Source organism: Streptomyces sp. NBC_01006 (genome assembly GCF_045162725.1).
In the GTDB taxonomy this organism is placed as follows: Bacteria; Actinomycetota; Actinomycetes; order Streptomycetales; family Streptomycetaceae; genus Streptomyces.
Genome location: NZ_CP108700.1, coordinates 1,934,875 through 1,955,580, shown reverse-complemented (window position 1 = coordinate 1,955,580; position 20,706 = coordinate 1,934,875). Strand labels below are relative to the sequence as shown.

Below are 20,706 nucleotides of genomic sequence, written 5' to 3'. Positions count from 1 at the left end.
AACAGAGTTGACAGTCCGTCGACACGCAGGACACCATCCCCGCGATGGAGATCAACGAGCTGACCCCGGCGGAACGCCGCGTATGGGAAGCCTTCCCGCGCGGGGAGGGCGTCGACTTCCGGGAGCACCCCGACGAGAACGGCTTCGACGGCGCGCAGTGGGGGCCCGAGCGGACGCTGCGCGCCGAGGTGCTCAGCGCCCTGCTGCTCAGCCGGGTCACCGCTGCGGGGAAGGTCCCCGGGCTCAACGTCCGGGGCGCCCGGATCACCGGCAAGCTGGACCTCAAGTACGCGGTCGTCGAGCACGGCATCCGGCTGCGCGCCTGCTGGTTCGAGCGCAAACCCCTGCTCTACGGGGCCCAGTTGCGCGCCCTCGTACTCTCCGACTCGGCGCTGCCCGGCCTGACCGCCGCCACCCTCGGCGTCGACCTCGTCCTGCGGCTGGCCTGCTGCCGCATCACCGGGCCGGTACGGCTCCAAGGAGCCCGGATAACCGGCGGCCTCTTCCTCCAGCGGGCCGTCATCGGCGACCCGGACGCGCAGGAGGAGGCCGAGGAGCCCCTGCTCCAGTTCAACCACGCCTCCATCAAGACCGACGTCATCGCGATGGACCTCACCGTCCACGGCCAGACCCGGATCAACGGCGCCACCGTCGGCGGCCAGATCAACCTCGACGGCGCCCGCCTGCTCGCCCCCGGCGGCACCGCCCTGCACGCCGAGACCCTGTCCGTCGGCACCGATCTGCGCGCCAGGGGGCTGGAGGCCCGCGGGCGGGTCAACCTCACCGGCTCCCGCATACCCGGCCAGCTCAACCTCGCCTACGCGCGGCTCGCCAACCCCGGCGGCGTGGCGCTGCGCGCCTCCAGCTGCGTGATCGGCGAGGTGTGGCTGCGGTCCTGCGACACCATCCGCGGCGGGGTGAACCTGCGCCGCTCCCAGTTCGACCTGCTGCACATGCCGCCCGGAACCTGGCCCGAGCAGATCCGCATCGACGGCCTCACCTACCGCACCCTCGCCCCGCACCTGCCGCCCGAGGAGCGGCTGCCCGCGCTGGATCGCGAGGAGTCCGGGTACCTCCCGTACGCGTACGAGCAGCTCGCGGCGGCCTACCGGACGGCCGGGGACGAGGCGGGAGCACGGACCGTACAGCTCGCCAAGCTGCGCCGGCACCGGCGCACCCTGCCCCGCCACGCCCGGCTCTGGGGGCTGCTCCAGGACGCCACCGTCGGCTACGGCTTCCGGCCGCTGCGGGCGGCGGGCTGGCTGCTGGCGCTGCTGCTGACGGGGACGATCGCGTACGGTCTGCACCCGCCGAGGGAGCTCAAGGCGGGGGAGGCGCCGGAGTTCAACGCGGCGTTCTACACGATCGACCTGATGCTGCCGATCATCGGCTTCGGCCAGGAGGGCGCCTTCGCGCCGAGCGGCTGGTACCAGTGGCTCTCGTACGTGCTGATCGTGACCGGCTGGGTCCTCGCCACGACGACCGCGGCGGGCGTCAGCCGGTCACTCCAGCGGCAGTGACCGCTACGCGGCTTCCTTGGCCTTCGTCGCGTACATGTCGACGTACTCCTGGCCCGAAAGGCGCATGACCTCCGCCATCACCGAGTCGGTGACGGCGCGCAGTACGTAGCGATCGCGGTCCATGCCCTCGTAGCGGGAGAACTCCATCGGCTCGCCGAAGCGGACGGTGACCCGGCCCGGGCGCGGCATGCCCTTGCCGCCCGGCTGGAGCTTGTCGGTGCCGATCATCGCGAAGGGGACCACGGGGGCGCCGGTCATCAGGGTCAGGCGGGCGATGCCGGTGCGGCCGCGGTAGAGACGGCCGTCGGGGGAGCGGGTGCCCTCGGGGTAGATCCCGAAGATCTTGCCCTCTTCGAGGATGCGGCGGCCGGTCATCAGGGCGGCGACGCCGCCGTTGGCGCCGTCACGGTCGACCGGGATCATGCCGGACCCGGTGAAGAACCAGGCCATGGCGCGGCCCTTGATGCCCTTGCCCGTCACGTACTCGTCCTTGCCGATGAAGTGGACCGTACGGTCGCACAACAGCGGAAGGATCATGGAGTCGATGAAGGTGAGGTGGTTGCCCGCCAGGATCACCGGTCCGGTGCCCGGGATGTTCTCGATGCCCTCCACACGGGTGCGGAACATCATGCGCATGACCGGTCCGACGGTGGCTTTGATGAGCGATGTACGGAACAACGTGAGCCCTCCGGCATCGAAACGCGATTTTCGCACCACACGGGGGTAGTGCAGGTGAGGACGATACTCGCGGGTCAGCTCCGAGTGCACATCGGGTTCACGAGGTGGATACGCAGTGTTGACGTACGTTTCCGCCATGTTCCCCGCAGGCCCACCCCCGCGCCACCGGCCGCTGCCTACGATCGGCACGCCGAATCGGGCCGCTCGGCCCGGCAGACCCCGGGTACCGCCCGGCCCTCTCAGACGACTGGAGTGGCACTCATGACGCAGGGTGGGGCAGCACGGCGCACGGTCCTCGGGGCGGCCGTCCTGGCAGCGGGCGGCGGCATGGCCGGACTCTCGGCGGGATCCGCCTCGGCGGCCGGGGGGACACAGGCAGCGGCGGCGGAGACCGCGTACGAAGCCGAGGTGCGCCACGGCGGCGGCTACCGGGACCTCCCCGTCCCGCTGGTCATCGGCCACCGCGGGGCCTGCGGCTACCGGCCCGAGCACACCCTCGGCTCGTACCAGCTCGCCCTCGACCTGGGCGCGGACGTCGTCGAGCAGGACCTGGTGCCCACCAAGGACGGCCACCTCGTGTGCCGCCACGAGAACGAGATCGGCGGCACCACCGATGTCGCCGACCACCCCGAGTTCGCCTCCCGGCGTACGACCAAGTCGATCGACGGGGTCGCGGTCACGGGCTGGTTCACCGAGGACTTCACCCTCGCCGAGCTGAAGACCCTGCGGGCGAAGGAACGTATCCCCGCCGTCCGCCAGCGCAACACGCTCTACGACGGCCGGTGGGACGTGCCCACCTTCGAAGAGGTGCTGCGCTGGGCCGACCGCGAGGGCAAGCGGCGCGGCAAGCGCGTCTGGCTGCACGTCGAGACCAAGCACCCCACGTACTTCCGGTCCCTGGGCCTCGGCCTCGAAGAGCCCCTCGCCAAGCTGCTGCGCCGCTACGGCCGTGACGGACGGGGCGCCCCCCTCTTCCTGCAGTCCTTCGAGCCCTCCAGCATCCAGCGGCTCTCCCGGCTGGTCTCCGCGCCGCGCGTGGTCCTGCTGTCCGCCGCCGGCACCCGGCCGTGGGACTTCGAACAGGCCAAGGACCCGCGGACGGTGTCGGACCTGGTCAAGCCCGAGGGCTTGAAGTGGATCGCCGGATTCGCCCAGGGCATCGGCCCCACGATGGACCTGATCCTCCCGCGCGACGCGGCGGGCAAGCTCGGCGCCCCGACCACGCTGGTCAAGGACGCCCACGCCCAGGGGCTGGTGCTGCACCCCTACACCGCGCGCAACGAGAACACCTTCCTGCCGGCCGAGTACCGCAAGGGCACCGACCCGAACGCGTACGGGGACGCCTTCGGCGCCTTCAAGACGTACTTCGAGCAGGGCATCGACGGCATCTTCACCGACAACGCGGACACCGGACTGCTCGCGGCCGAGGCCTTCCGCCCGGGCCGCGGCCGCTGAGGACACAGGGACGGGTTTCGGCCAACGCCGAGGCCACGCACCGTCAACAGATAAGCGGAATATCACGTACGGGTGGGCTGTGCCGGGTGTGGAAACCGCCGGGCACGGCCCGCGCGTCCCGCCCGGCATGGACCTGCTGAAGGACTCCGACCTCCTGAACGAACTGGGGCCGCTGCTCTCCGCCGAGGCGGCCGCGGAGGCCCCGGGCGCCGGAGTGGAAGCGGCCGACCTGGAACAAGCCGTCTGGGTCAGGCTGCTGGAACACGACCCCGCCCCCGCCGAACCGGCCCGCTGGCTGCGCCGCGCGGTGCGGGCCGAGGCCCGGCTCGCCCGGCGCCGCGCCCGCCGCGAGATCCCGTACGGCTGCCGGCCCGGCAGCGCGGGCGCCGAGCCCGAAGACGCCCTGCTGCACGGGGAGGAGAACCGCGTTCTCCGATCGGCCGTCGCCCGATTGCCCGGACGGTGTCCGGAGCTCATGGGGGCACTTCTTTCGCCCAGAGACCTCACTTACCGTGAAATCGCAGGAGAGTTGGGTATCTCACAAGGAAGTTTGGGACCCGTCCGTTCCCGTTGCCTGGGATGTCTGCGCAGAATGCTGGCGTCAGAGGTTGCGGCTCCTCGCCTTCGGGGAAGGGAGCGGTAGACCAATGGGCTACCAGGTGAGCGGGAGGCATGCGCACATGGGCATGAGCGTGACCATTTCGGCGGCAGCTGCCGAGGACACTGAGCAGATCCTCAAACTGCAGTACCTGGCGTTCCAGCGTGAGGCCGAGCTGTACGGCAACTACCGCATCCAGCCGCTCACCCAGACCCTGGACTCCCTCAAGGCCGAGCTGGAGTCGGACACGGTGCTCGTGGCACGGCTCGGCGACGAAGTGGTCGGCACCGTGCGCGGCAGCGTCGACGAGGACGGCACCGGCAAGATCGCCAAGCTCTGCGTCCACCCGCGCCTGCAGGGCCACGGGCTCGGCGCCCGGCTGCTGCGCGCCGTCGAGGAGGCCCTCGCGGGCCGCGCCGAGACCACCCGCTTCCGGCTGCACACCGGCCACAAGAGCGAGTCCAACCTGCGCCTCTACCGCAACGCCGGATACGTCCAGGTCGGTGGCCGTACGGCTTCCGACGGCGTACGCCTGGTCATCCTGGAGAAGGAGGCCACCGACGCGGCCGACTTCGCGGTCAGCGCCTGACGTTCAGCGCCTGACGTTCAGCGCTTGGCGCGCAGCCAGAGCATCCCGGTGATCGGCAGGATCACCGGGATGAACAGGTAGCCCATCCCGAAGTCCGACCAGACGGTCGCGTCCGGGAAGGCCTCGGGGCGCACCAGCGTCCAGGTGCCCACGGACAGTACGCCGGCCAGCTCGGCGGCGCAGCAGAACAGCGCCGCCCTGCGGGCCGTCTCCCCGCCGCGCACCAGCGAGTACGTGATGAACGCGTAGACCAGGGCCGCCGCGCCGGACAGCGAGTACGCCAGCGGCGCCCGGTCGAACTCGGTGGAGATCTGGTAGGCCGAGCGCGACAGCGCCCCCACCACCATCACCCCGTACAGCCAGACCAGCAGCAGTCCGGGTCCGGAGACCAGCCGCTTGCGTTCGCCCGGAGTGGCGCTCGTCGTGTCAGGCACCGGGGGTCCCCCAGATGTCGTAGAGGCGTACTTCGAGGACGGCGAGGACGAGCGCGCCCGCGGCCACCGTCACCGAACCCCATTTGGTCCGCTCGCTCAGCGAGAGCAGCCCGGCGGCCGGGACCGCCGCGAAGGCGCCCACCAGGTAGGCCACGAAGATCACGGTGCCCTCGTCGGGCTTGCCGCCCTGTGCGAGCTTCACCACGCCGATCACCAGCTGGGCCAGGGCCAGCAGGGTCACCACGCCCATGCCGATGAAGTGCCAGTCCTTGGTGGGCTGGTCCCGCAGGGCGGCGAATCCGCACCAGGCGGCGAGGGCGAGTGCGGCCGCGCCGAGGGCGACCGTCAGGGCGTCGAGCATGCAGCGAGGGTATTACGGGCCGAAAGACCCGGTGCGCGCACCCCTGGGCGCGACCCCCCGCACCGGGATGCGGACCGTGGCCTTGACCACAACGCACACCCCCGCCGGGCTCGGCGCGGACGGGGTCGTACGGGGCCTCACGGCCGCGTCGGTGCAGGCCGGCGACGGGGGCGTCGCGGTGTCGACGGGTGGCCGGGACCGACCGATCCTGTCCGGTATGTGGCTGGATTGCGTCCGCTATTCGGACAGTTTTGATCGGTGACGGGATACGTCTGCTTTACTTGGGCCCATGACCACGACGAGCAGCCGCACCCTTGCGACCGAGGCGACGATGACGCCCGGTGCTCGTTGTATGTGTCGAATGTGCGCCTTCTGAGGGCCCCTCTCCTGAGTTTCGCGCCCCGAAGCGAGACCCGGCCGAGCCCGTCCACACACCACGGACCGCTCCTGCCCCGCGCATGCGTCGACGCCGACCTTTTGTGACGGTTCGACCCGTATCGCGTCCCCAGATGTTTGCCCCGTGCCGGCACCCCGCTGCGCCGCGCACTCGACAGCGACGGAATTCCTGTGATCACCACATCGGGCCTCACGAAGGTCTACCAGTCCCGTGGCCGCGAGGTCACCGCCCTGGACGGCGTCGATCTGCACGTCCGCGAGGGCGAGGTCTACGGAGTCATCGGCCAGAGCGGCGCCGGCAAGTCCTCCCTGATCCGCTGCGTGAACCTGCTGGAGCGCCCCACCACCGGCACCGTGACCGTCGACGGAGTCGACCTCACCGCGCTCGCCGGCCGCGGCCGCCGCGCCGGCAAGGAGCTCCGCGAGGCCCGCAGCCGCATCGGCATGGTCTTCCAGCACTTCAACCTGCTGTCCTCGCGCACCGTCCAGGGCAACATCGAACTCCCGCTGGAGATCCTCGGCGTCTCCGGCCGCGAGCGCTCCCGCAAGGCCCTCGAACTGCTCGACCTCGTCGGCCTCGCCGACAAGGCCAAGGCCTACCCCGGCCAGCTCTCCGGCGGTCAGAAGCAGCGCGTCGGCATCGCCCGCGCCCTGGCCGGCGACCCCAAGGTGCTCCTGTCCGACGAGGCCACCAGCGCCCTGGACCCCGAGACCACCCGCTCGATCCTCCAACTGCTGCGCGACCTCAACCAGCAGCTCGGCCTGACCGTCCTGCTCATCACCCACGAGATGGACGTCGTCAAGACCGTCTGCGACTCGGCCGCCCTCATGAAGCAGGGCCGGATCATCGAGTCCGGCACCGTCGCCGAACTGCTCGCCACCCCCGGCTCCGAGCTCGCCGGCGAGCTCTTCCCCGTCAGCGGCGCCGCCACCGGCCCCGACCGCACGGTCGTCGACGTCACCTTCCACGGTGACGCCGCCACCCAGCCGGTCATCTCCCAGCTGTCGCGGACGTACAACATCGACATCTCGATCCTCGGCGCCGCGATGGACACCGTCGCCGGCCGCCAGATCGGCCGCATGCGGATCGAGCTGCCCGGCCGCTACGAGGACAACGTCGTGCCCGTCGGCTTCCTGCGCGAGCAGGGGCTGCAGGTCGATGTCGTCGACGACCCCGAAGACGCCGACGCCGAGCTCGCCCAGCTCGTCAAGGATGGTGCCAAGTGACCTGGTCCGAGATGCAGCCCCTGCTCACCCAGGGCACGTACGACACCCTCTACATGGTGCTGTGGTCCACCCTGGTGACCGTTCTCGGCGGACTGCCCATAGGCATCCTCCTCGTCCTCACCGACAAGGGCGGCCTCCTGCAGAACCGGCCGCTCAACAAGGTCCTCGGCGTGATCGTGAACGTAGGCCGCTCGCTGCCGTTCATCATCCTGCTGATCGCCCTGATCCCGGTCACCACCGCGGTCGTCGGCACCTTCATCGGCCCCACCGCGATGATCGTCCCGCTGGCCATCGGCGCCATCCCCTTCTTCGCGCGCCTCGTCGAGACGGCCGTCCGCGAGGTGGACCACGGTCTGATCGAGGCCGTCGAGTCCATGGGCGGCGGCGTCCCCACCCTCGTGGGCAAGGTGCTGCTCCCGCAGGCCCTGCCCTCGCTGGTCGCGGCCGTGACCACCACCCTGATCACCCTGATCGGGTACTCCGCCATGGCCGGCGCGGTCGGCGGCGAAGGCCTCGGATCCAAGGCCATCACCTACGGCTTCCAGCGCTTCGAGACCGGCTTCATGCTCGCCACCGTCGTGGTCCTGATCGCCATCGTCACGGTGATCCAGCTGATCGGCGACGGCGCGGTACGCCTCCTCGCCCGCCGCGGCCGGACAGCCTGAACCGGGCCCACCGCACCCCCTGAACCTCCCTCCCGAAAGCCCGCACTTGTCGTGCTTGGGCCTCCATCCGGAAAAAGCAAGAAAGGCACTCTTCGTGCGTAAGAACATCAAGGTCACCGCCTTCGCCGCCGCCTCCGCCGCGCTCGCCCTCGGCCTCACCGCCTGCGGCAGCTCCTCGGACCCGTCCTCCACCAAGGCCGACGGCGGCAAGGCCGACGAGAGCAAGCCGCTCGTCATCGCGGCCTCCCCGAGCCCGCACGCCGACATCCTGAACTTCGTCAAGGACAAGCTGGCGGCCAAGGAGGGCCTGAAGCTGGAGGTGAAGGAGTTCACGGACTACGTGCTCCCCAACACCGCCACCGAGCAGGGCCAGGTCGACGGCAACTACTTCCAGCACAAGCCGTACCTCGACGACTTCAACAAGAAGAACGGCACCCACATCGTGCCCGTCGTGAACGTGCACCTGGAGCCCCTCGGCCTCTACTCCAAGAAGGTCAAGGCCCTCGCCGACATCAAGGCCGGCCAGACCATCGCCGTCCCCAACGACACCACCAACGAGGGCCGCGCGCTCCAGCTGCTCGCCGCGAACAACCTGATCACCCTCAAGGAAGGTGTCGGCACCGGCGCCAAGCTGTCCGACATCACCGACAAGAAGGGCCTGGAGTTCAAGGAGCTGGAGGCCGCCACGGTCCCGCGCGCCCTGAACGACGTGGACGCCGCGGTCATCAACGGCAACTACGCCCTGGAGGCCAAGCTCGCGCCCGCCAAGGACGCGCTGGTCCTGGAGAAGGCCGAGGGCAACCCGTACGCCAACTTCCTCGCGGTGAAGGCCGGCAACGAGAAGGACCCGCGGATCGAGAAGCTCGCCAAGCTCCTCAACTCCGACGAGGTCAAGAAGTTCATCGAGGACAAGTACCAGGGCTCGGTCGTCCCGGCCTTCGGCGCCCCGAAGTCCTGATCCACAACCGCTGATCGGCCCCGTACGCCCCGCGGGCGTGCGGGGCCGAGCGCTGCCCGCTTCCGGGCAACCCGGCCGCCACATCCCACCGCCGATGCTGCATGCTGTGCCTACGGCCCGCACAAAGGTCCAGCAACGGCATGGAGCTGCGCATGACTACCACCTTCCCGGACGTCACCATCAGCACGGACCGGCTGGTGCTGCGCCCCTTCGACGGGGAGGACGTCACCGCGCTCGCCGAGATGATGAACGACGAGCACATCACCGCCTGGACCACCGCGGCGCATCCCTACACCCACGCGGACGCCCACGCCTGGGCCACCCGTGACTCCCACGCGGAGCGCACGCAGGGCAGAGGCATCGTTTTTGCGGTCACCGAATTCCTCACCCAGCGCCTCGTCGGGATCGTGCACCTCAAGAACACCAACTGGCGCACGCGCAGCACCGAGGTCGGCTACGTCACCGCCCCCTGGGCCCGCGGCGAGGGCTACGCCAGCGAGTCCGTACTCGCCGTCGCCCAATGGCTCTTCCACGACCAGCGCTTCGAACGCCTCGAACTGCGCACCGCCGCCGACAACACCGCCTCCCAGCAGGTGGCCCAGAAGATCGGCTGCATCAGCGAAGGCGTCCTGCGCAACGCGTGGATCGTGCGCACCCGGCCCGAAAACGGAACAGACGGCTCCTGGACGGACACCCGCACCGACCTCATCGTCTGGAGCCTGCTCCCCGAGGACATCGACGACATGGAGGAGTCGGACGGCTACAACGGCTACAACGGTCACGACGACTACGGATACGGCCGCGGCGCCCAGGCGGGCGCCGGCGGCTACGCCGTCGGCGCCGACTGGAGCTGACCGGGCCGACCCGATGACCAGGTAGTCTCACCCACCGTGCCTGGTGGCCCGCCCGCCGGCCCCTGCCGACGAAGCTCCCCCGCCCCCACCTCAGGAGACTGACGACGATGGCCGACCGGGTCACGGTGATCGGCTGGGACGGCTCGCCCCTGACCGCGGCCGCCCGGTCCGCGCTCTCCGCCGCCACCCTCGTGGCCGGAGCCGCCCACCACCTCGCCCTGCCCGAGGTGCCGCCCACCGCCGAGCGCATCCGCCTGGGCAGCCTCGGCCTGGCCGCCCGCCGTATCGCCGGCCACCGCGGCACCGCCGTCGTCTTCGCCGACGGGGACCCCGGCTTCTTCGGCGCCGTACGCACCCTGCGCGCCCCGGAGCACGGCCTGGAGGTCGAGGTCGTCCCCGCCGTGTCCGCCGTCGCCGCCGCCTTCGCCCGCGCCGGGATGCCCTGGGACGACGCCCAGGTCGTCGTCGCCCACCCCCGTACGCTGCGCCGCGCCGTCAACGTCTGCCGCGCCCACGGCAAGGTCGCCGTCCTCACCTCGCCCGGCGCCGGCCCCGCCGAACTCGCCCTGCTGCTCGGCGGGGTCCACCGCACCTTCGTCATCTGCGAGGAGCTCGGCACCGCCAAGGAGCAGGTGACCGTCCTGACCTCCGACCGGGTCGCCGACCACAGCTGGCGCGACCCCAACGTCGTGATCGTCATCGGCGGACAGGCCGCCGCCGCCCCCGCCGCGGCCGCCGACCCGGCCTGGCTGCTCGGCCAGAGCGCCGGCCACACCGGCCCGCGCGGCTGGGCCCGGCCCGGAGCCGAGGGAGGCGAGGGGGAGTCGGCGCTGCTGCGCGCAGCCCAGCTAGCCCGCCTCGGCCCGCGCACCGGCGACCTCGTCTGGGACATCGGCACCGGCTCCGGCGCCTTCGCCGTGGAGGCCGCCGCGTTCGGCGCCGCCGTCATCGCGGTCGACGCCGACCCGCACGCCTGCGCACGCGCAACTGCCGCCGCCCGCAACCGGGGCGTACAGGTCCAGGTCGTCGCCGGGCGCGCACCGCACGTACTGGAGGACCTCCCCGAACCCGACGTCGTCCGCGTCGGCGGCGGGGGAGCCGCGGTCGCCCGGGCCGTCGCCGACCGCCGCCCCGAACGGATCGTCAGCCACGCCTCCACCCGCGACGAGGCGGAGGCCATCGGCCGCGCGCTCACCGAGGGCGGCTACACCGTCGAGTGCGCGCTCCTCCAGTCGGTGGGCCTGGACACCCGTACCTGGAGCGAACAGGACCGTTCCGTCGTCTTCCTCCTGGCAGCCGAACGCCCCGTGAACCGCTAGCGCGGAGGCCGGGGTAGGCTGGCCGATCGTCGTACCGCCCTGGCATCTCCGGGGGTGACGACACCGCCGGACGCGCGACGTGGCGCAGTCCACAGTGCACCATGCCGGTTATGGCCGCCATGGTGTCTAACGGGCGCGACAATGCTTACGGGTTGTCGCACGGGTCGTGCGCGCGACGGACACGTCGTACGGCAACCCCGCTCGGGCGCCGGGCGATCGAAGACGCACAACCGATGGGCGAGGGGTACGCATGACTGACACCGGCCAGGTACCGGGCGAGGGTCTCCCGGACAACGCGGGCATGGTGGATCAGCAGGGCATTCCCGCTCCGGTCCAGCACCCGGGCCCCGTCCCCGCCCCCGCTCCCGTCCAGGGCGGCTACGCCTTCCAGGACCTCGTGGACAACCCGGCCGAGCCGGAGGACGAGGAACTGCTGCTGATGCCGAGCGGCCAGGGCGCGTGGAGCGACCCGCAGGTCGTCCCGCCGGCGCCGGTCTTCCCGGTCGAGACCTCCTACGGCGACGCGCCCTACGCCGAGTACCCCGAGGCGCCGGCCGCGTACGCCGAGCCCGCCTACCCCGCCCCGGTCGCGTTCCCCGACCCTTCCTACGGCGACGCCTCGTACAGCGCGGGCGCGCACGAGGCCGGCGGCCGCGATTCCGGCGCGCTCGACCTCGGCGGCCTCGTGGTCCCGCCGCCGGCCGCCGCCCCGGTGGCTCCGGCCGCGGCCGTGGCCGCTGCCGCGCCCTCCCGCCGGCCGCTGCACATGGGCCCGCCCGTGCCCGAGGCCACCGGCGGGGTCGTACGTTCCCTCGCCGACCGGGGTCCGGCCGCCGCTCCGGTGGCTCCCGCAGTGCCCGTGGCGCAGGTGACGGCTCCCGCAGCTCCCGTGGCCGTGCAGGCCGCAGCTCCCGTGGCGCCGATTCCGGTCCAGGTGGCCGGGCCGCCGACCGTGGGCCCCGAGTACCTGGACGTCCCGGGTCCCGAGGCCGCCGGCGTAGCGGCCGCGCCGCAGCCGGGCGAGGTCCCGCCGCAGGCCGGCGCCCCGTGGACGGCGGAGCCGGCCCCGGAGCCGGTGGCCGCCCCGGAGCCCGTCGTCGTACCCGAGCCCGTAATGGCGCCCGAACCCGTGATGGCGCCCGCGCCCGCGGTGGTGCCCGAGCCCGTCATGGCGCCCGAGGCGCCGGCGGCCGCCGAGGTCCCCGCCGAATCCCCGGCCGCCCCGCAGGCCCCTCAGCCGGAGCCGGTCGTGGCGGTGGAGCCCGAGCCGGTCGCCGTCGCCGTGGCCGTCGTGGAGCCCGAGCCGGAGCCCGTCGCCGAGGCGCCCGTCGCCGAGGTCCCCGCCGAAGCCCCGGCGGCGCCCGCCGTGGAGCCGGCGCCGGAGCCGGTCGTGGCCCAGGCCGCGCCGCTGGAGGTGCCGGTGGTGGAGGTACCGGTGGTGGAGGCGCCGGCCGCCGAGCCGGAGCCGGCGGCCCTGCCCGCGGAAACGGTGGTCCAGGCCCCCGAGACCCCCGAGGCCGTCGAATCCGCCGCTCCCGAGGCCCCCGCGGCCCCCATCGCCCTGGAGCCCGTACCGGAGGCGGCCCCGGAGGCCGGGGCGGTGGAGCCCGAAGCCGCTCCCGAGCCCGCGCCGGAGCCGGTCGCCGTGCCGGCGCCCGAGCCGGTTTCCGTACCCGCCGCCGAGCCGGTGGCCGAGGCCGTCACGGAGCACGAGCACGAGCCCGAGCCCGTCGTCCCCCTCGTACCCGTCGTGGAGCCGTCCACGGGCGAGGCGGCCCCCGCGTACGCCGACGCCGAACGCGAGGCGGTCCTGCGCGTCATGCGCGAACGCCGCGACATCCGCAACGGCTTCCGCACCGACCCCATCCCGCACGAGGTGCTCCTGCGCGTCCTGGAGGCCGCCCACCACGCGCCCAGCGTGGGCCACTCCCAGCCCTGGGACTTCGTCGTCATCCGTTCGGCCGAGACCCGCCGGACCATGCACGAGCTCGCCCAGCGCCAGCGCGAGGCCTACGCGAAGTCGCTGCCCAAGGGCCGGGCGAAGCAGTTCAAGGAACTCAAGATCGAGGCCATCCTCGACACGCCGGTGAACATCGTCGTCACCGCCGACCCCACCCGCGGCGGCCGCCACACCCTCGGCCGGCACACCCAGCCGCAGATGGCCCCGTACTCCTCCGCCCTCGCGGTCGAGAACCTCTGGCTCGCCGCGCGCGCCGAGGGCCTCGGCGTCGGCTGGGTCAGCTTCTTCGACGAGCGCGAGATGGTCCGCGAGCTCGGCCTGCCCGAGCACCTGGAGGTCGTCGCCTACCTGTGCGTCGGCTACGTCGACGAGTTCCCGGAGGAGCCGGAGCTCGCGCAGGCCGGCTGGTCGCAGCGCCGGCCGCTGGCCTGGGTCGTGCACGAGGAGACGTACGGGCGCCGCGCGCTGCCCGGCGAGGCGCCGCACGACCTGCTCTCGGAGACGGTCGCCAGCATCCGCCCGCTCGACGCGAAGGCGCTGGGCGAGGCATGGGAGCGCCAGAAGCGCATGACCAAGCCCGCCGGAGCCCTGGGCATGCTCGAAATCATCTCCGCACAGCTGTCCGGCCTCTCCCGCGTCTGCCCGCCGCCGATCCCGGAGCCGGCCGCGGTCGCGATCTTCGCGGGCGACCACGGGGTCCACGCCCAGGGCGTCACCCCGTGGCCGCAGGAGGTCACCACACAGATGGTGGCCAACTTCCTGGGCGGCGGCGCGGTCTGCAACGCGTTCGCCAACCAGGTGGGCGCCGAGGTCTGCGTGATCGACGTCGGCGTCGCCGGGGACCTCCCCGCCACCCCCGGCCTGCTCCCGCGCAAGGTCCGCCCGGGCACGGCGGACCTCTCCACGGGCCCGGCGATGACCCGCGAGGAAGCGATCGCGGCCATCGAGGTGGGCATCGAAACGGCCCGCGACCTGGTGGCGGCGGGCAACAAGGCGCTGCTGACGGGCGAGATGGGCATCGCGAACACGACGGTGTCGGCTGCCCTGATCTCGGTCTTCACCGGGGTAGACCCGGCGGAGGTCACCGGCCGCGGCACCGGCATCAACGACGAGACGCACGCCCGCAAGGTCGAGGTCGTACGCCGCGCACTGGAGCTCCACCAGCCGGACCCGGCGGACCCGATCGGCGTCCTCGCGGCGATCGGCGGCCTGGAGCACGCGGCGATCGTCGGCCTGCTCCTGGGCGGAGCCTCCCTCCGCACCCCCGTGATCCTGGACGGCGTCAGCGCCGGCGCGGCAGCCCTGGTGGCCCGCGCCATCGCCCCGGAATCCCTCTCGGCGTGCATCGCGGGCCACCGCAGCGCGGAGCCGGGCCACGTGGCGGCCCTGAACAAGCTGGGCCTGCGCCCGCTGGTCGACCTGGACCTGCGCCTCGGCGAGGGCACGGGCGCGCTGCTGGCCCTCCCGCTGGTCCAGAGCGCCGCCCGCGCGATGCACGAGGTCGCCACGTTCGACTCGGCCGGAGTCACCGAGAAGTAGCCCGTCACCGCCGCGCGGGGGCTTTGCCCCGGACCTCGCGCGGCGGAGCGCACGTACGGGGGCCGGGGAGCCCGGGGGTGGAGCCCCGGGGGCGGCGGCGCGGGCCGTATCGTTGGACCCGGAGAGGGAAAGCGCACGTCACCCACCCCGAACCCAGCCGCTCCAGCGCAGCAGCGGCCCGCAGAAACCGCCCGCCGCACCAGGAGCCGCACCGCTATGGCCGAACACTCCGCCTACCCCGTAGGACTCCGTCTCGCCGGCCGCCGTGTCGTCGTCATCGGCGGCGGCCAGGTCGCCCAGCGCCGGCTGCCCGCGCTCGTCGCGGCCGGCGCCGACGTCCTCCTCGTCTCGCCCTCCGCCACGCCCTCCGTGGACGCCATGGCCGAGACCGGCGAGATCCGCTGGGAGCGCCGCCGCTACCAGGACGGGGACCTGGACGGTGCCTGGTACGCGCTGATCGCGACCCGCGACCGGGCCGCCAACGACTCCGCCTCCGCCGAGGCCGAGCGCCGCCGGGTCTGGTGCGTGCGCGCCGACGACGCCGAGGCGGCCACCGCCTGGACCCCGGCCACCGGCCGCGTCGAGGGCGTCACCGTCGCCGTGCTGAGCGGCAACGACCCCCGCCGCTCCGCCGCCGTCCGCGACGCGGTCGTCGAGGGGCTGCGCGACGGCTCCCTCACCTCGAACCGCACCGGCACCCCCGGCGTCGCCCTCGTCGGCGGCGGCCCCGGCGACCCCGACCTGATCACCGTCCGCGGGCGCCGCCTCCTCGCCGAGGCCGACGTGGTCATCGCCGACCGGCTCGGTCCCCGCGACCTGCTCGACGAACTCCCGCCGCACGTAGAGGTCATCGACGCCGCGAAGATCCCGTACGGCCGCTACATGGCCCAGGAGGCCATCAACAACGCCCTGATCGAGCACGCCAAGGCCGGCAAGGCCGTGGTCCGGCTCAAGGGCGGGGACCCGTACGTCTTCGGCCGCGGCATGGAGGAGCTCCAGGCCCTCGCCGAGGCCGGCATCCCCTGCACCGTCGTCCCCGGCATCTCCAGCTCCATCTCGGTGCCCGGCGCCGTCGGCATCCCGGTCACCCACCGCGGTGTGGCGCACGAGTTCACCGTGGTCAGCGGGCACGTCGGCCCCGACGACCCGCGGTCCCTGGTGGACTGGGCCTCCCTCGCCAAGCTCACCGGCACCCTGGTGATCCTGATGGGCGTGGACAAGATCGGCCTGATCGCCGCGGCCCTCGTCCGCCACGGCCGGCCCGGCGACACCCCGGTCGCGGTCGTCCAGGAGGGCACCACGGCCACCCAGCGCCGCGTGGACGCCACCCTCGCCACCATCGGCGAGACGGTACGGGCGGAGGAGATCCGTCCGCCCGCGGTCATCGTCATCGGCGAAGTCGTCAACGTCGGGGCCCACACCGCCCCCACGGCCCCCACCGCCTGAAACACCCACGCCCCGCACGGCCGTTGGCACCACACCCCGGACAAGGCAGTATCACCCTGTGGCTGATCTCATCACCGTCGAAGACCCCGACGACCCCCGCCTGCACGACTACACGGGCCTGACCGACGTCGAACTCCGGCGCCGGCGCGAGCCCGCGGAAGGCCTGTTCATCGCCGAGGGCGAGAAGGTCATCAGACGGGCCAAGGACGCCGGGTACGAGATGCGCTCGATGCTGCTCTCCGCCAAGTGGGTCGACGTCATGCGCGACGTCATCGACGAGCTCCCGGCCCCGGTCTACGCCGTCACCCCGGAGCTCGCCGAACGCGTCACCGGCTACCACGTGCACCGCGGCGCCCTCGCCTCGATGCAGCGCAAGCCGCTGCCGGCGGCCGACGAGCTGCTCGCGGCGGAGGGGGCGGGGGCGGGTCACCGGATCGCCGTCTTCGAGGGCTTCGTCGACCACGCCAACCTCGGCGCCGCCTTCCGCAGCGCCGCGGCCCTCGGCATCAGCGCGATACTGCTCTCCCCGGACTGCGCGGATCCGCTCTACCGGCGCGCCATCAAGGTCTCGATGGGGTCCGTGTTCTCGGTTCCGTACGCGCGCCTGGACCAGTGGCCCGCCGATCTGGAGAAGGTCCGCGAGGCGGGCTACCGGATCCTGGCCATGACGCCGAGCCCGAAGGCCACCCCGCTGGACCAGGTCCCGCCGGAGCGCTTCGAGCGTTCCGCGATCATGCTCGGCTCCGAGGGCCACGGCCTGTCCACGTACGCCCTGCGGGCCGCCGACGAGTGGGTCCGGATCCCGATGGCGGAGGGGATCGACTCCCTGAACGTGGCCGCGGCCTCGGCGGTGGCCTTCTACGCGACCCGCCCGCCCCAGGCCCAGGCCCCGGCCCCCCAGGACCTGGAAGCCGGCTAGAACTTCTGGGCGGCGGCGATCCCCAGCGCCACGATCAGCGTGACCACGACGAACACGATGAGCCGCTGGCGCATCAGCCGGGGGTCCGGCCGAGAGGGACGCCGCCCGGCTCCTGTCGTGCGCGGGGCCTGGCGGCCCCCCGTACGCCCCGCCGTCGGCCGGGAGGACGGGCCGCCCGGGTTCCGCGAGGACGAGGGGCGCGGGGAAGAGGGCCGGGAGGACGAGGGCCGCGCGTGCCCTCCGCTGTTCGGGCCCTGACCCTGCCCGTGTCCCTGTCCCTGTCCGTGGCCATGGTCCGGCGTCTGGGGCGCGGGAGTGCCGCCCGTACGGCGCTCCGTGCGCTGGTCTGCGTATTCATCGGCCCGCTCCGCCAGCCGCCCCGTCGGCCGGTCGGCCCGCACGCGCTGCGCCGGCGGGCGCCCGTCGGACAGCCCCTGCGCCTCGCGGGCCGCGATCTCCTTCAGCCGCATCGACAGCTGGAGCGTGCTGGGCCGCTCCTCGGGATCCTTGGCCAGGCAGGCCTGCACGAGGGGCGCCAGCGCGTCCGGGACCCCCACCAGATGCGGCTCCTCGTGCACCACGCGGTAGAGCATGACCTCGGAACTGCCGTGCCCGAAGGGCGAGTCGGCGGTCGCCGCGTAGGCGAGGGTGGCTCCCAGTGCGAACACGTCGGTCGCCGGGGTGACGGCGGCCCCGCGCACCTGTTCGGGCGCGAGGAAGCCGGGGGAGCCGACGGCCGTACCCACATGGGTGAGGGTGCTCGCGCCGGTGGCCCAGGCGATCCCGAAGTCGATGATCCGGGGGCCCTTGGGGGACAGAAGAATGTTCGAAGGCTTGAGATCGCGGTGGACGACCCCCGCCTCGTGCACGGCGACCAGTCCCTCGGAGAGCGCGGCCCCGATCGCGGCGATCTGCGCGGCCGTGAGCGGACCCTCCTCGGCCACCTTGTCGTGCAGGGAGGGGCCGGGCACGTACTGCGTGGCGAACCACGGGCGCTCCGCGTCCAGGTCCGCGGCCACCAGGCGCGCGGTGCACCCACCGCGGATCCGGCGGGCGGCGGACACCTCGCGCGCGAAGCGCGAGCGGAACTCCTGGTCTTCGGCCAGGTCGGGCCGGATCACCTTCAGCGCGACCCGCTGGCCGCGCCGGTCCGATCCCAGGTAGACCACGCCCATGCCGCCGGCGCCGAGGCGTCGGTGCAGCCTGAATGAGCCGACGACACGCGGGTCCTCGCGCCGGAGCCGCATCATCGCCATGTCCACCCCGCTGACCGGTCGTCCTGTTGACGTGCCACAGCTTACGGACCATCCGCCACGAGCGCTCAGAGGCCGCGCCCTCGCCGGAGGAATCGATTGTCAGTGCGGGCCAACCCACTTGAGGGTTCCTCACCCGCACGGACCCCTGGCCGTACGGCACTTGCCCGTACGGCCAAACGGCCCTCGGGCCAAGGGGATTGGGCATCCGGCCGGGGTGGTGCGCGGGGCGCGCGGCGCCCTGGAGCGCGTGCGCCGGGCGGGCGCGCGGGGTGATCTTGCAGGTACCCCGGCAGCGGACACGCATGCGCGGGGAGTGACGGAAGTGAGCGAACTCACTACCCTCCGGTCATCCCCTCCGGGATGACCCTCAGAACGGGGGACCGGTCTCCACCCAGGGGAGTACGCGCACGACGGCCCGTCATCCTCTTGGAGGCCTGCCAAGGGGTACGAGGGCAGGACGCCAGGGGACTTCGCCGCGCCTAGTGTTGAAGACAAGCGGCGGGTGGCGCACTCGTCCCCCGAGGTCACAAGCCCGCCGCTGCCAACCGACAGGGAGAGGACCATGGCGGACATCACGCGGCACGGACGCAAGGCATTCGCGTTCAACGGCCATGAGTCCGGCACGCGACACCCACTGGTGGCCGCGGCCATGGTGCTCCCCCTGGCCGCCCTCCTGCTCTTCCTCTTCGGGGGATTCGACCAGGTGGCGGCACAGGCGTCGTCCGTGGGCGTGATGCTGGGGCGCTGAGCGGCGCCCCGGGTCCGGGAGAGCGGCCCGGACCGGGACATCGGCCTGTCGAACCCCGTGGGGACGGGGGCGCGACGGACGGCAGGTGAAGGGTGCTGCCCGTACGACTGGGGAGTCGGACGGGCAGCACCCTTTTTCATGCCCTCCCACACCGCCGTCCGCCGCTTCATGCGCCCCCGAGGTTCCGTAACCTGCTTCCGAGACGCCAGCGACGGGAGCCGTGGAGCCGCGATGAACCAGGAGCCACTGCCCGCCGCCCTCGCGGCGTACGCCGGCGCGGGGGAGCGGGGCGCCCCGTACGAGCTGCTCGCCGAGCGCGAGGACGGCACGGTCGTGCGCTGCGGCGAGATCGTCGCCAAGGCGCACGCCGGGGACAGCGACCGCGCGGGCCTCGCCGTACGGATGCGGATCGCCGCGGACGAGGCGCTGGCCGGGGTGCTGCTGGCCCCGCTGCACCCCGAGATCGGCTACCTCGGGGGCCGGCCGGTGTCCCTGTGGCCGTACGGGGCTCCGGTCGACCCGGAGCGTCCCGAGGACGCCCCCTGGGAGGCGGCGGGGCGGCTGCTGGCGGCCCTGCACCAGGTGCCCGTGCACCGGCTGCCCGGCCCGGTCCCCCCGATGCGCGGCCCGGCCAAGCTCGCCCGCGCCCTGCGCCGCCTGTCCCGGGCCACGGCTCCCGACGGGGTCCGGAGTGCCGGCGGGGTCCGAAGCCCCGACGGCGCCCGTGGTCCCGCAGGGGCGCGGTCCGGGGCCGCGCTCGTGCCCGGACCCGCCGAGGGCCGGCCCGCCGGCGACCTCGTACGGGCCGCTGCGCGGACCCTGCCCGCCTGGGTGCGCGGGGAGGCGCCGGCGCCCCGTGGCGGGGCCCTGTGCCACGGGGACCTGCACCTCGGGCAGTTGGTGCGGGGGCCCGGCCCCGACGGGGGCTGGCGGCTCATCGACGTGGACGACCTCGGCATCGGGACCCCCGCCTGGGATCTGGCGCGGCCCGCCGCCTGGTACGCCGCCGGGCTGCTCGACACCGGCACCTGGGTCCGCTTCCTCGACTCCTACCGCTCCGCCGGCGGCCCCGCGGCCGGGCCGCCCGGCTCCGACCCCTGGCCGGAACTGGACCTCGCCGCCCGTGCCCTGACCGTGCAGACCGCCGCCCTCGCCCTGGCCAAATCGGCGGAAAGCCGTCGCCGACTCGATGACGTGGAGCGGCTGATGGTGGAGTCCTGTGCCCGAATTGCCTCCCTCCCGCCCGACTTGGAGGCGCGGGCTCCGTCGTAGGGTGAGCTTCACGCCACCGGGCATGCATCCGGTGTCGAAGCAGACGGCGAGGAGTTGATCCGGTCATGCAGTGTCCGAAGTGTCACGCGATGATGCACACCTACAACCGCAACGGTGTCCAGATCGAGCAGTGCAGCAACTGCCGCGGCATCTTCCTCGACTACGGCGAGCTGGAGGCGCTGACCCGCCTGGAGTCCCAGTTCACCGGCGGCCAGTACGGCCAGGTCCCGCCGCCGGCCGCGCCCCCGGCCCCCTACCCGGCCGCGCACGCCCCCGCCCCGGCCTGGGGCGCCCCGCACCACGGCGGCCACGGCCACGGTCACCACGGCCACCACAAGGGCGGCTTCGGCCGGATGCTCTTCTCCTCCTGAGCGGCCACAACGCGGAAGCCCCGGCCGTCGAAACGGCCGGGGCTTCCGGAGGTGGTGCGCGATACTGGGATTGAACCAGTGACCTCTTCCGTGTCAGGGAAGCGCTCTCCCGCTGAGCTAATCGCGCGGGACCACGGTGCG

The 20,706-nt window shown here is 73.0% G+C and carries 19 protein-coding genes and 1 tRNA gene; 15 read left to right on the top strand and 5 right to left on the bottom strand.

The genetic code is table 11. The features are described from left to right. Positions 1-44: 44 nt before the first annotated feature. Entirely contained in the window at positions 45-1,520 is a 1,476-nt protein-coding gene (locus OG509_RS08845; RefSeq protein ID WP_406181493.1) for a membrane-associated oxidoreductase, read from the top strand. Between the two features lie 3 nt (positions 1,521-1,523). Here the strand turns inward: OG509_RS08845 and OG509_RS08840 are convergent, their stop codons facing one another. Further along, positions 1,524-2,156: a lysophospholipid acyltransferase family protein gene (locus OG509_RS08840; RefSeq protein WP_406181491.1), complete on the bottom strand. Its 633-nt coding sequence runs from the start codon at positions 2,154-2,156 to the stop codon at positions 1,524-1,526. A 303-nt stretch (positions 2,157-2,459) separates the two neighbouring features. On the opposite strand from OG509_RS08840, the gene OG509_RS08835 reads away from it, so the two are divergent. The 3 genes from OG509_RS08835 (at position 2,460) to OG509_RS08825 (ending at position 4,840) form a co-directional block, all read left to right on the top strand. Then, a complete protein-coding gene (locus OG509_RS08835) occupies positions 2,460-3,653 on the top strand; it encodes a glycerophosphodiester phosphodiesterase (RefSeq protein ID WP_406181490.1) in 1,194 nt (397 codons plus the stop codon). Between the two features lie 127 nt (positions 3,654-3,780). Beyond that, a complete protein-coding gene (locus tag OG509_RS08830) occupies positions 3,781-4,296 on the top strand; it encodes a sigma-70 family RNA polymerase sigma factor (protein ID WP_406187508.1) in 516 nt (171 codons plus the stop codon). Between the two features lie 37 nt (positions 4,297-4,333). Then, positions 4,334-4,840, top strand: coding sequence for a GNAT family N-acetyltransferase (locus OG509_RS08825; RefSeq protein ID WP_053688798.1), 507 nt, complete (start codon positions 4,334-4,336; stop codon positions 4,838-4,840). 17 nt (positions 4,841-4,857) lie between these two features. On the opposite strand, the gene OG509_RS08820 is transcribed toward OG509_RS08825, so the two are convergent. Further along, positions 4,858-5,274: a hypothetical protein gene (locus OG509_RS08820; protein ID WP_406181487.1), complete on the bottom strand. Its 417-nt coding sequence runs from the start codon at positions 5,272-5,274 to the stop codon at positions 4,858-4,860. Further along, the gene (locus OG509_RS08815) at positions 5,267-5,635 is read right to left on the bottom strand and encodes a hypothetical protein (protein WP_385584559.1); all 369 of its coding nucleotides are present in this window, start codon (positions 5,633-5,635) and stop codon (positions 5,267-5,269) included. The genes OG509_RS08820 and OG509_RS08815 overlap by 8 nt, the downstream gene beginning before the upstream one ends. Positions 5,636-6,202: 567 nt before the next feature. Between OG509_RS08815 and OG509_RS08810 the strand changes: the two genes are divergently transcribed. The 8 genes from OG509_RS08810 (at position 6,203) to OG509_RS08775 (ending at position 16,918) form a co-directional block, all read left to right on the top strand. Then, on the top strand, positions 6,203-7,258 hold the full coding sequence (locus OG509_RS08810; protein ID WP_385584556.1) for a methionine ABC transporter ATP-binding protein: 1,056 nt from the start codon (positions 6,203-6,205) through the stop codon (positions 7,256-7,258). Continuing rightward, on the top strand, positions 7,255-7,923 hold the full coding sequence (locus OG509_RS08805; protein WP_385584553.1) for a methionine ABC transporter permease: 669 nt from the start codon (positions 7,255-7,257) through the stop codon (positions 7,921-7,923). The genes OG509_RS08810 and OG509_RS08805 overlap by 4 nt, the downstream gene beginning before the upstream one ends. 94 nt (positions 7,924-8,017) lie before the next feature. After that, a complete protein-coding gene (locus OG509_RS08800) occupies positions 8,018-8,881 on the top strand; it encodes a MetQ/NlpA family ABC transporter substrate-binding protein (protein ID WP_406181484.1) in 864 nt (287 codons plus the stop codon). A 152-nt stretch (positions 8,882-9,033) separates the two neighbouring features. Further along, positions 9,034-9,735: a GNAT family N-acetyltransferase gene (locus OG509_RS08795; RefSeq protein WP_406181482.1), complete on the top strand. Its 702-nt coding sequence runs from the start codon at positions 9,034-9,036 to the stop codon at positions 9,733-9,735. A 107-nt stretch (positions 9,736-9,842) separates the two neighbouring features. Continuing rightward, entirely contained in the window at positions 9,843-11,054 is a 1,212-nt protein-coding gene (cbiE, locus tag OG509_RS08790) for a precorrin-6y C5,15-methyltransferase (decarboxylating) subunit CbiE (protein ID WP_406181480.1), read from the top strand. Between the two features lie 250 nt (positions 11,055-11,304). Next, positions 11,305-14,553, top strand: coding sequence for a nicotinate-nucleotide--dimethylbenzimidazole phosphoribosyltransferase (gene cobT / locus OG509_RS08785; RefSeq protein ID WP_406181479.1), 3,249 nt, complete (start codon positions 11,305-11,307; stop codon positions 14,551-14,553). A gap of 216 nt (positions 14,554-14,769) precedes the next feature. Next, positions 14,770-15,999 carry a uroporphyrinogen-III C-methyltransferase gene (gene cobA, locus OG509_RS08780; protein WP_406181477.1) on the top strand — a complete coding sequence of 410 codons (1,230 nt, stop codon included), beginning with the start codon at positions 14,770-14,772 and terminating at the stop codon, positions 15,997-15,999. A 58-nt stretch (positions 16,000-16,057) separates the two neighbouring features. Then, the gene (locus tag OG509_RS08775; RefSeq protein ID WP_406181475.1) at positions 16,058-16,918 is read left to right on the top strand and encodes a TrmH family RNA methyltransferase; all 861 of its coding nucleotides are present in this window, start codon (positions 16,058-16,060) and stop codon (positions 16,916-16,918) included. On the opposite strand, the gene OG509_RS08770 is transcribed toward OG509_RS08775, so the two are convergent. Further along, a complete protein-coding gene (locus tag OG509_RS08770) occupies positions 16,915-18,180 on the bottom strand; it encodes a serine/threonine-protein kinase (RefSeq protein WP_406181474.1) in 1,266 nt (421 codons plus the stop codon). The genes OG509_RS08775 and OG509_RS08770 overlap by 4 nt on opposite strands. Before the next feature lie 556 nt (positions 18,181-18,736). Here OG509_RS08770 and OG509_RS08765 point away from each other — a divergent pair. From OG509_RS08765 to OG509_RS08755, 3 genes are all read left to right on the top strand, one after another. Further along, complete coding sequence (locus OG509_RS08765) at positions 18,737-18,922, top strand: hypothetical protein (RefSeq protein ID WP_030157329.1); 186 nt, start codon at positions 18,737-18,739, stop codon at positions 18,920-18,922. Between the two features lie 231 nt (positions 18,923-19,153). Beyond that, the gene (locus OG509_RS08760; protein WP_406181472.1) at positions 19,154-20,194 is read left to right on the top strand and encodes a phosphotransferase; all 1,041 of its coding nucleotides are present in this window, start codon (positions 19,154-19,156) and stop codon (positions 20,192-20,194) included. Between the two features lie 65 nt (positions 20,195-20,259). Next, positions 20,260-20,565: a zf-TFIIB domain-containing protein gene (locus OG509_RS08755; protein WP_366102179.1), complete on the top strand. Its 306-nt coding sequence runs from the start codon at positions 20,260-20,262 to the stop codon at positions 20,563-20,565. Between the two features lie 52 nt (positions 20,566-20,617). Here OG509_RS08755 and OG509_RS08750 read toward each other — a convergent pair. After that, positions 20,618-20,692, bottom strand: a tRNA-Val gene (locus OG509_RS08750). Between the last annotated feature and the right edge of the window lie 14 nt (positions 20,693-20,706).

Coding starts and splice junctions, on each gene's coding strand:
- OG509_RS08845 (WP_406181493.1), top strand. CDS start 45: ATGGAGATCAACGAGCTGACCCCGGCGGAACGCCGCGTATGGGAAGCC.
- OG509_RS08840 (WP_406181491.1), bottom strand. CDS start 2,156: ATGCGCATGATGTTCCGCACCCGTGTGGAGGGCATCGAGAACATCCCG.
- OG509_RS08835 (WP_406181490.1), top strand. CDS start 2,460: ATGACGCAGGGTGGGGCAGCACGGCGCACGGTCCTCGGGGCGGCCGTC.
- OG509_RS08830 (WP_406187508.1), top strand. CDS start 3,781: ATGGACCTGCTGAAGGACTCCGACCTCCTGAACGAACTGGGGCCGCTG.
- OG509_RS08825 (WP_053688798.1), top strand. CDS start 4,334: ATGGGCATGAGCGTGACCATTTCGGCGGCAGCTGCCGAGGACACTGAG.
- OG509_RS08815 (WP_385584559.1), bottom strand. CDS start 5,635: ATGCTCGACGCCCTGACGGTCGCCCTCGGCGCGGCCGCACTCGCCCTC.
- OG509_RS08795 (WP_406181482.1), top strand. CDS start 9,034: ATGACTACCACCTTCCCGGACGTCACCATCAGCACGGACCGGCTGGTG.
- cbiE (WP_406181480.1), top strand. CDS start 9,843: ATGGCCGACCGGGTCACGGTGATCGGCTGGGACGGCTCGCCCCTGACC.
- cobT (WP_406181479.1), top strand. CDS start 11,305: ATGACTGACACCGGCCAGGTACCGGGCGAGGGTCTCCCGGACAACGCG.
- cobA (WP_406181477.1), top strand. CDS start 14,770: ATGGCCGAACACTCCGCCTACCCCGTAGGACTCCGTCTCGCCGGCCGC.
- OG509_RS08765 (WP_030157329.1), top strand. CDS start 18,737: ATGGCGGACATCACGCGGCACGGACGCAAGGCATTCGCGTTCAACGGC.
- OG509_RS08760 (WP_406181472.1), top strand. CDS start 19,154: ATGAACCAGGAGCCACTGCCCGCCGCCCTCGCGGCGTACGCCGGCGCG.
- OG509_RS08755 (WP_366102179.1), top strand. CDS start 20,260: ATGCAGTGTCCGAAGTGTCACGCGATGATGCACACCTACAACCGCAAC.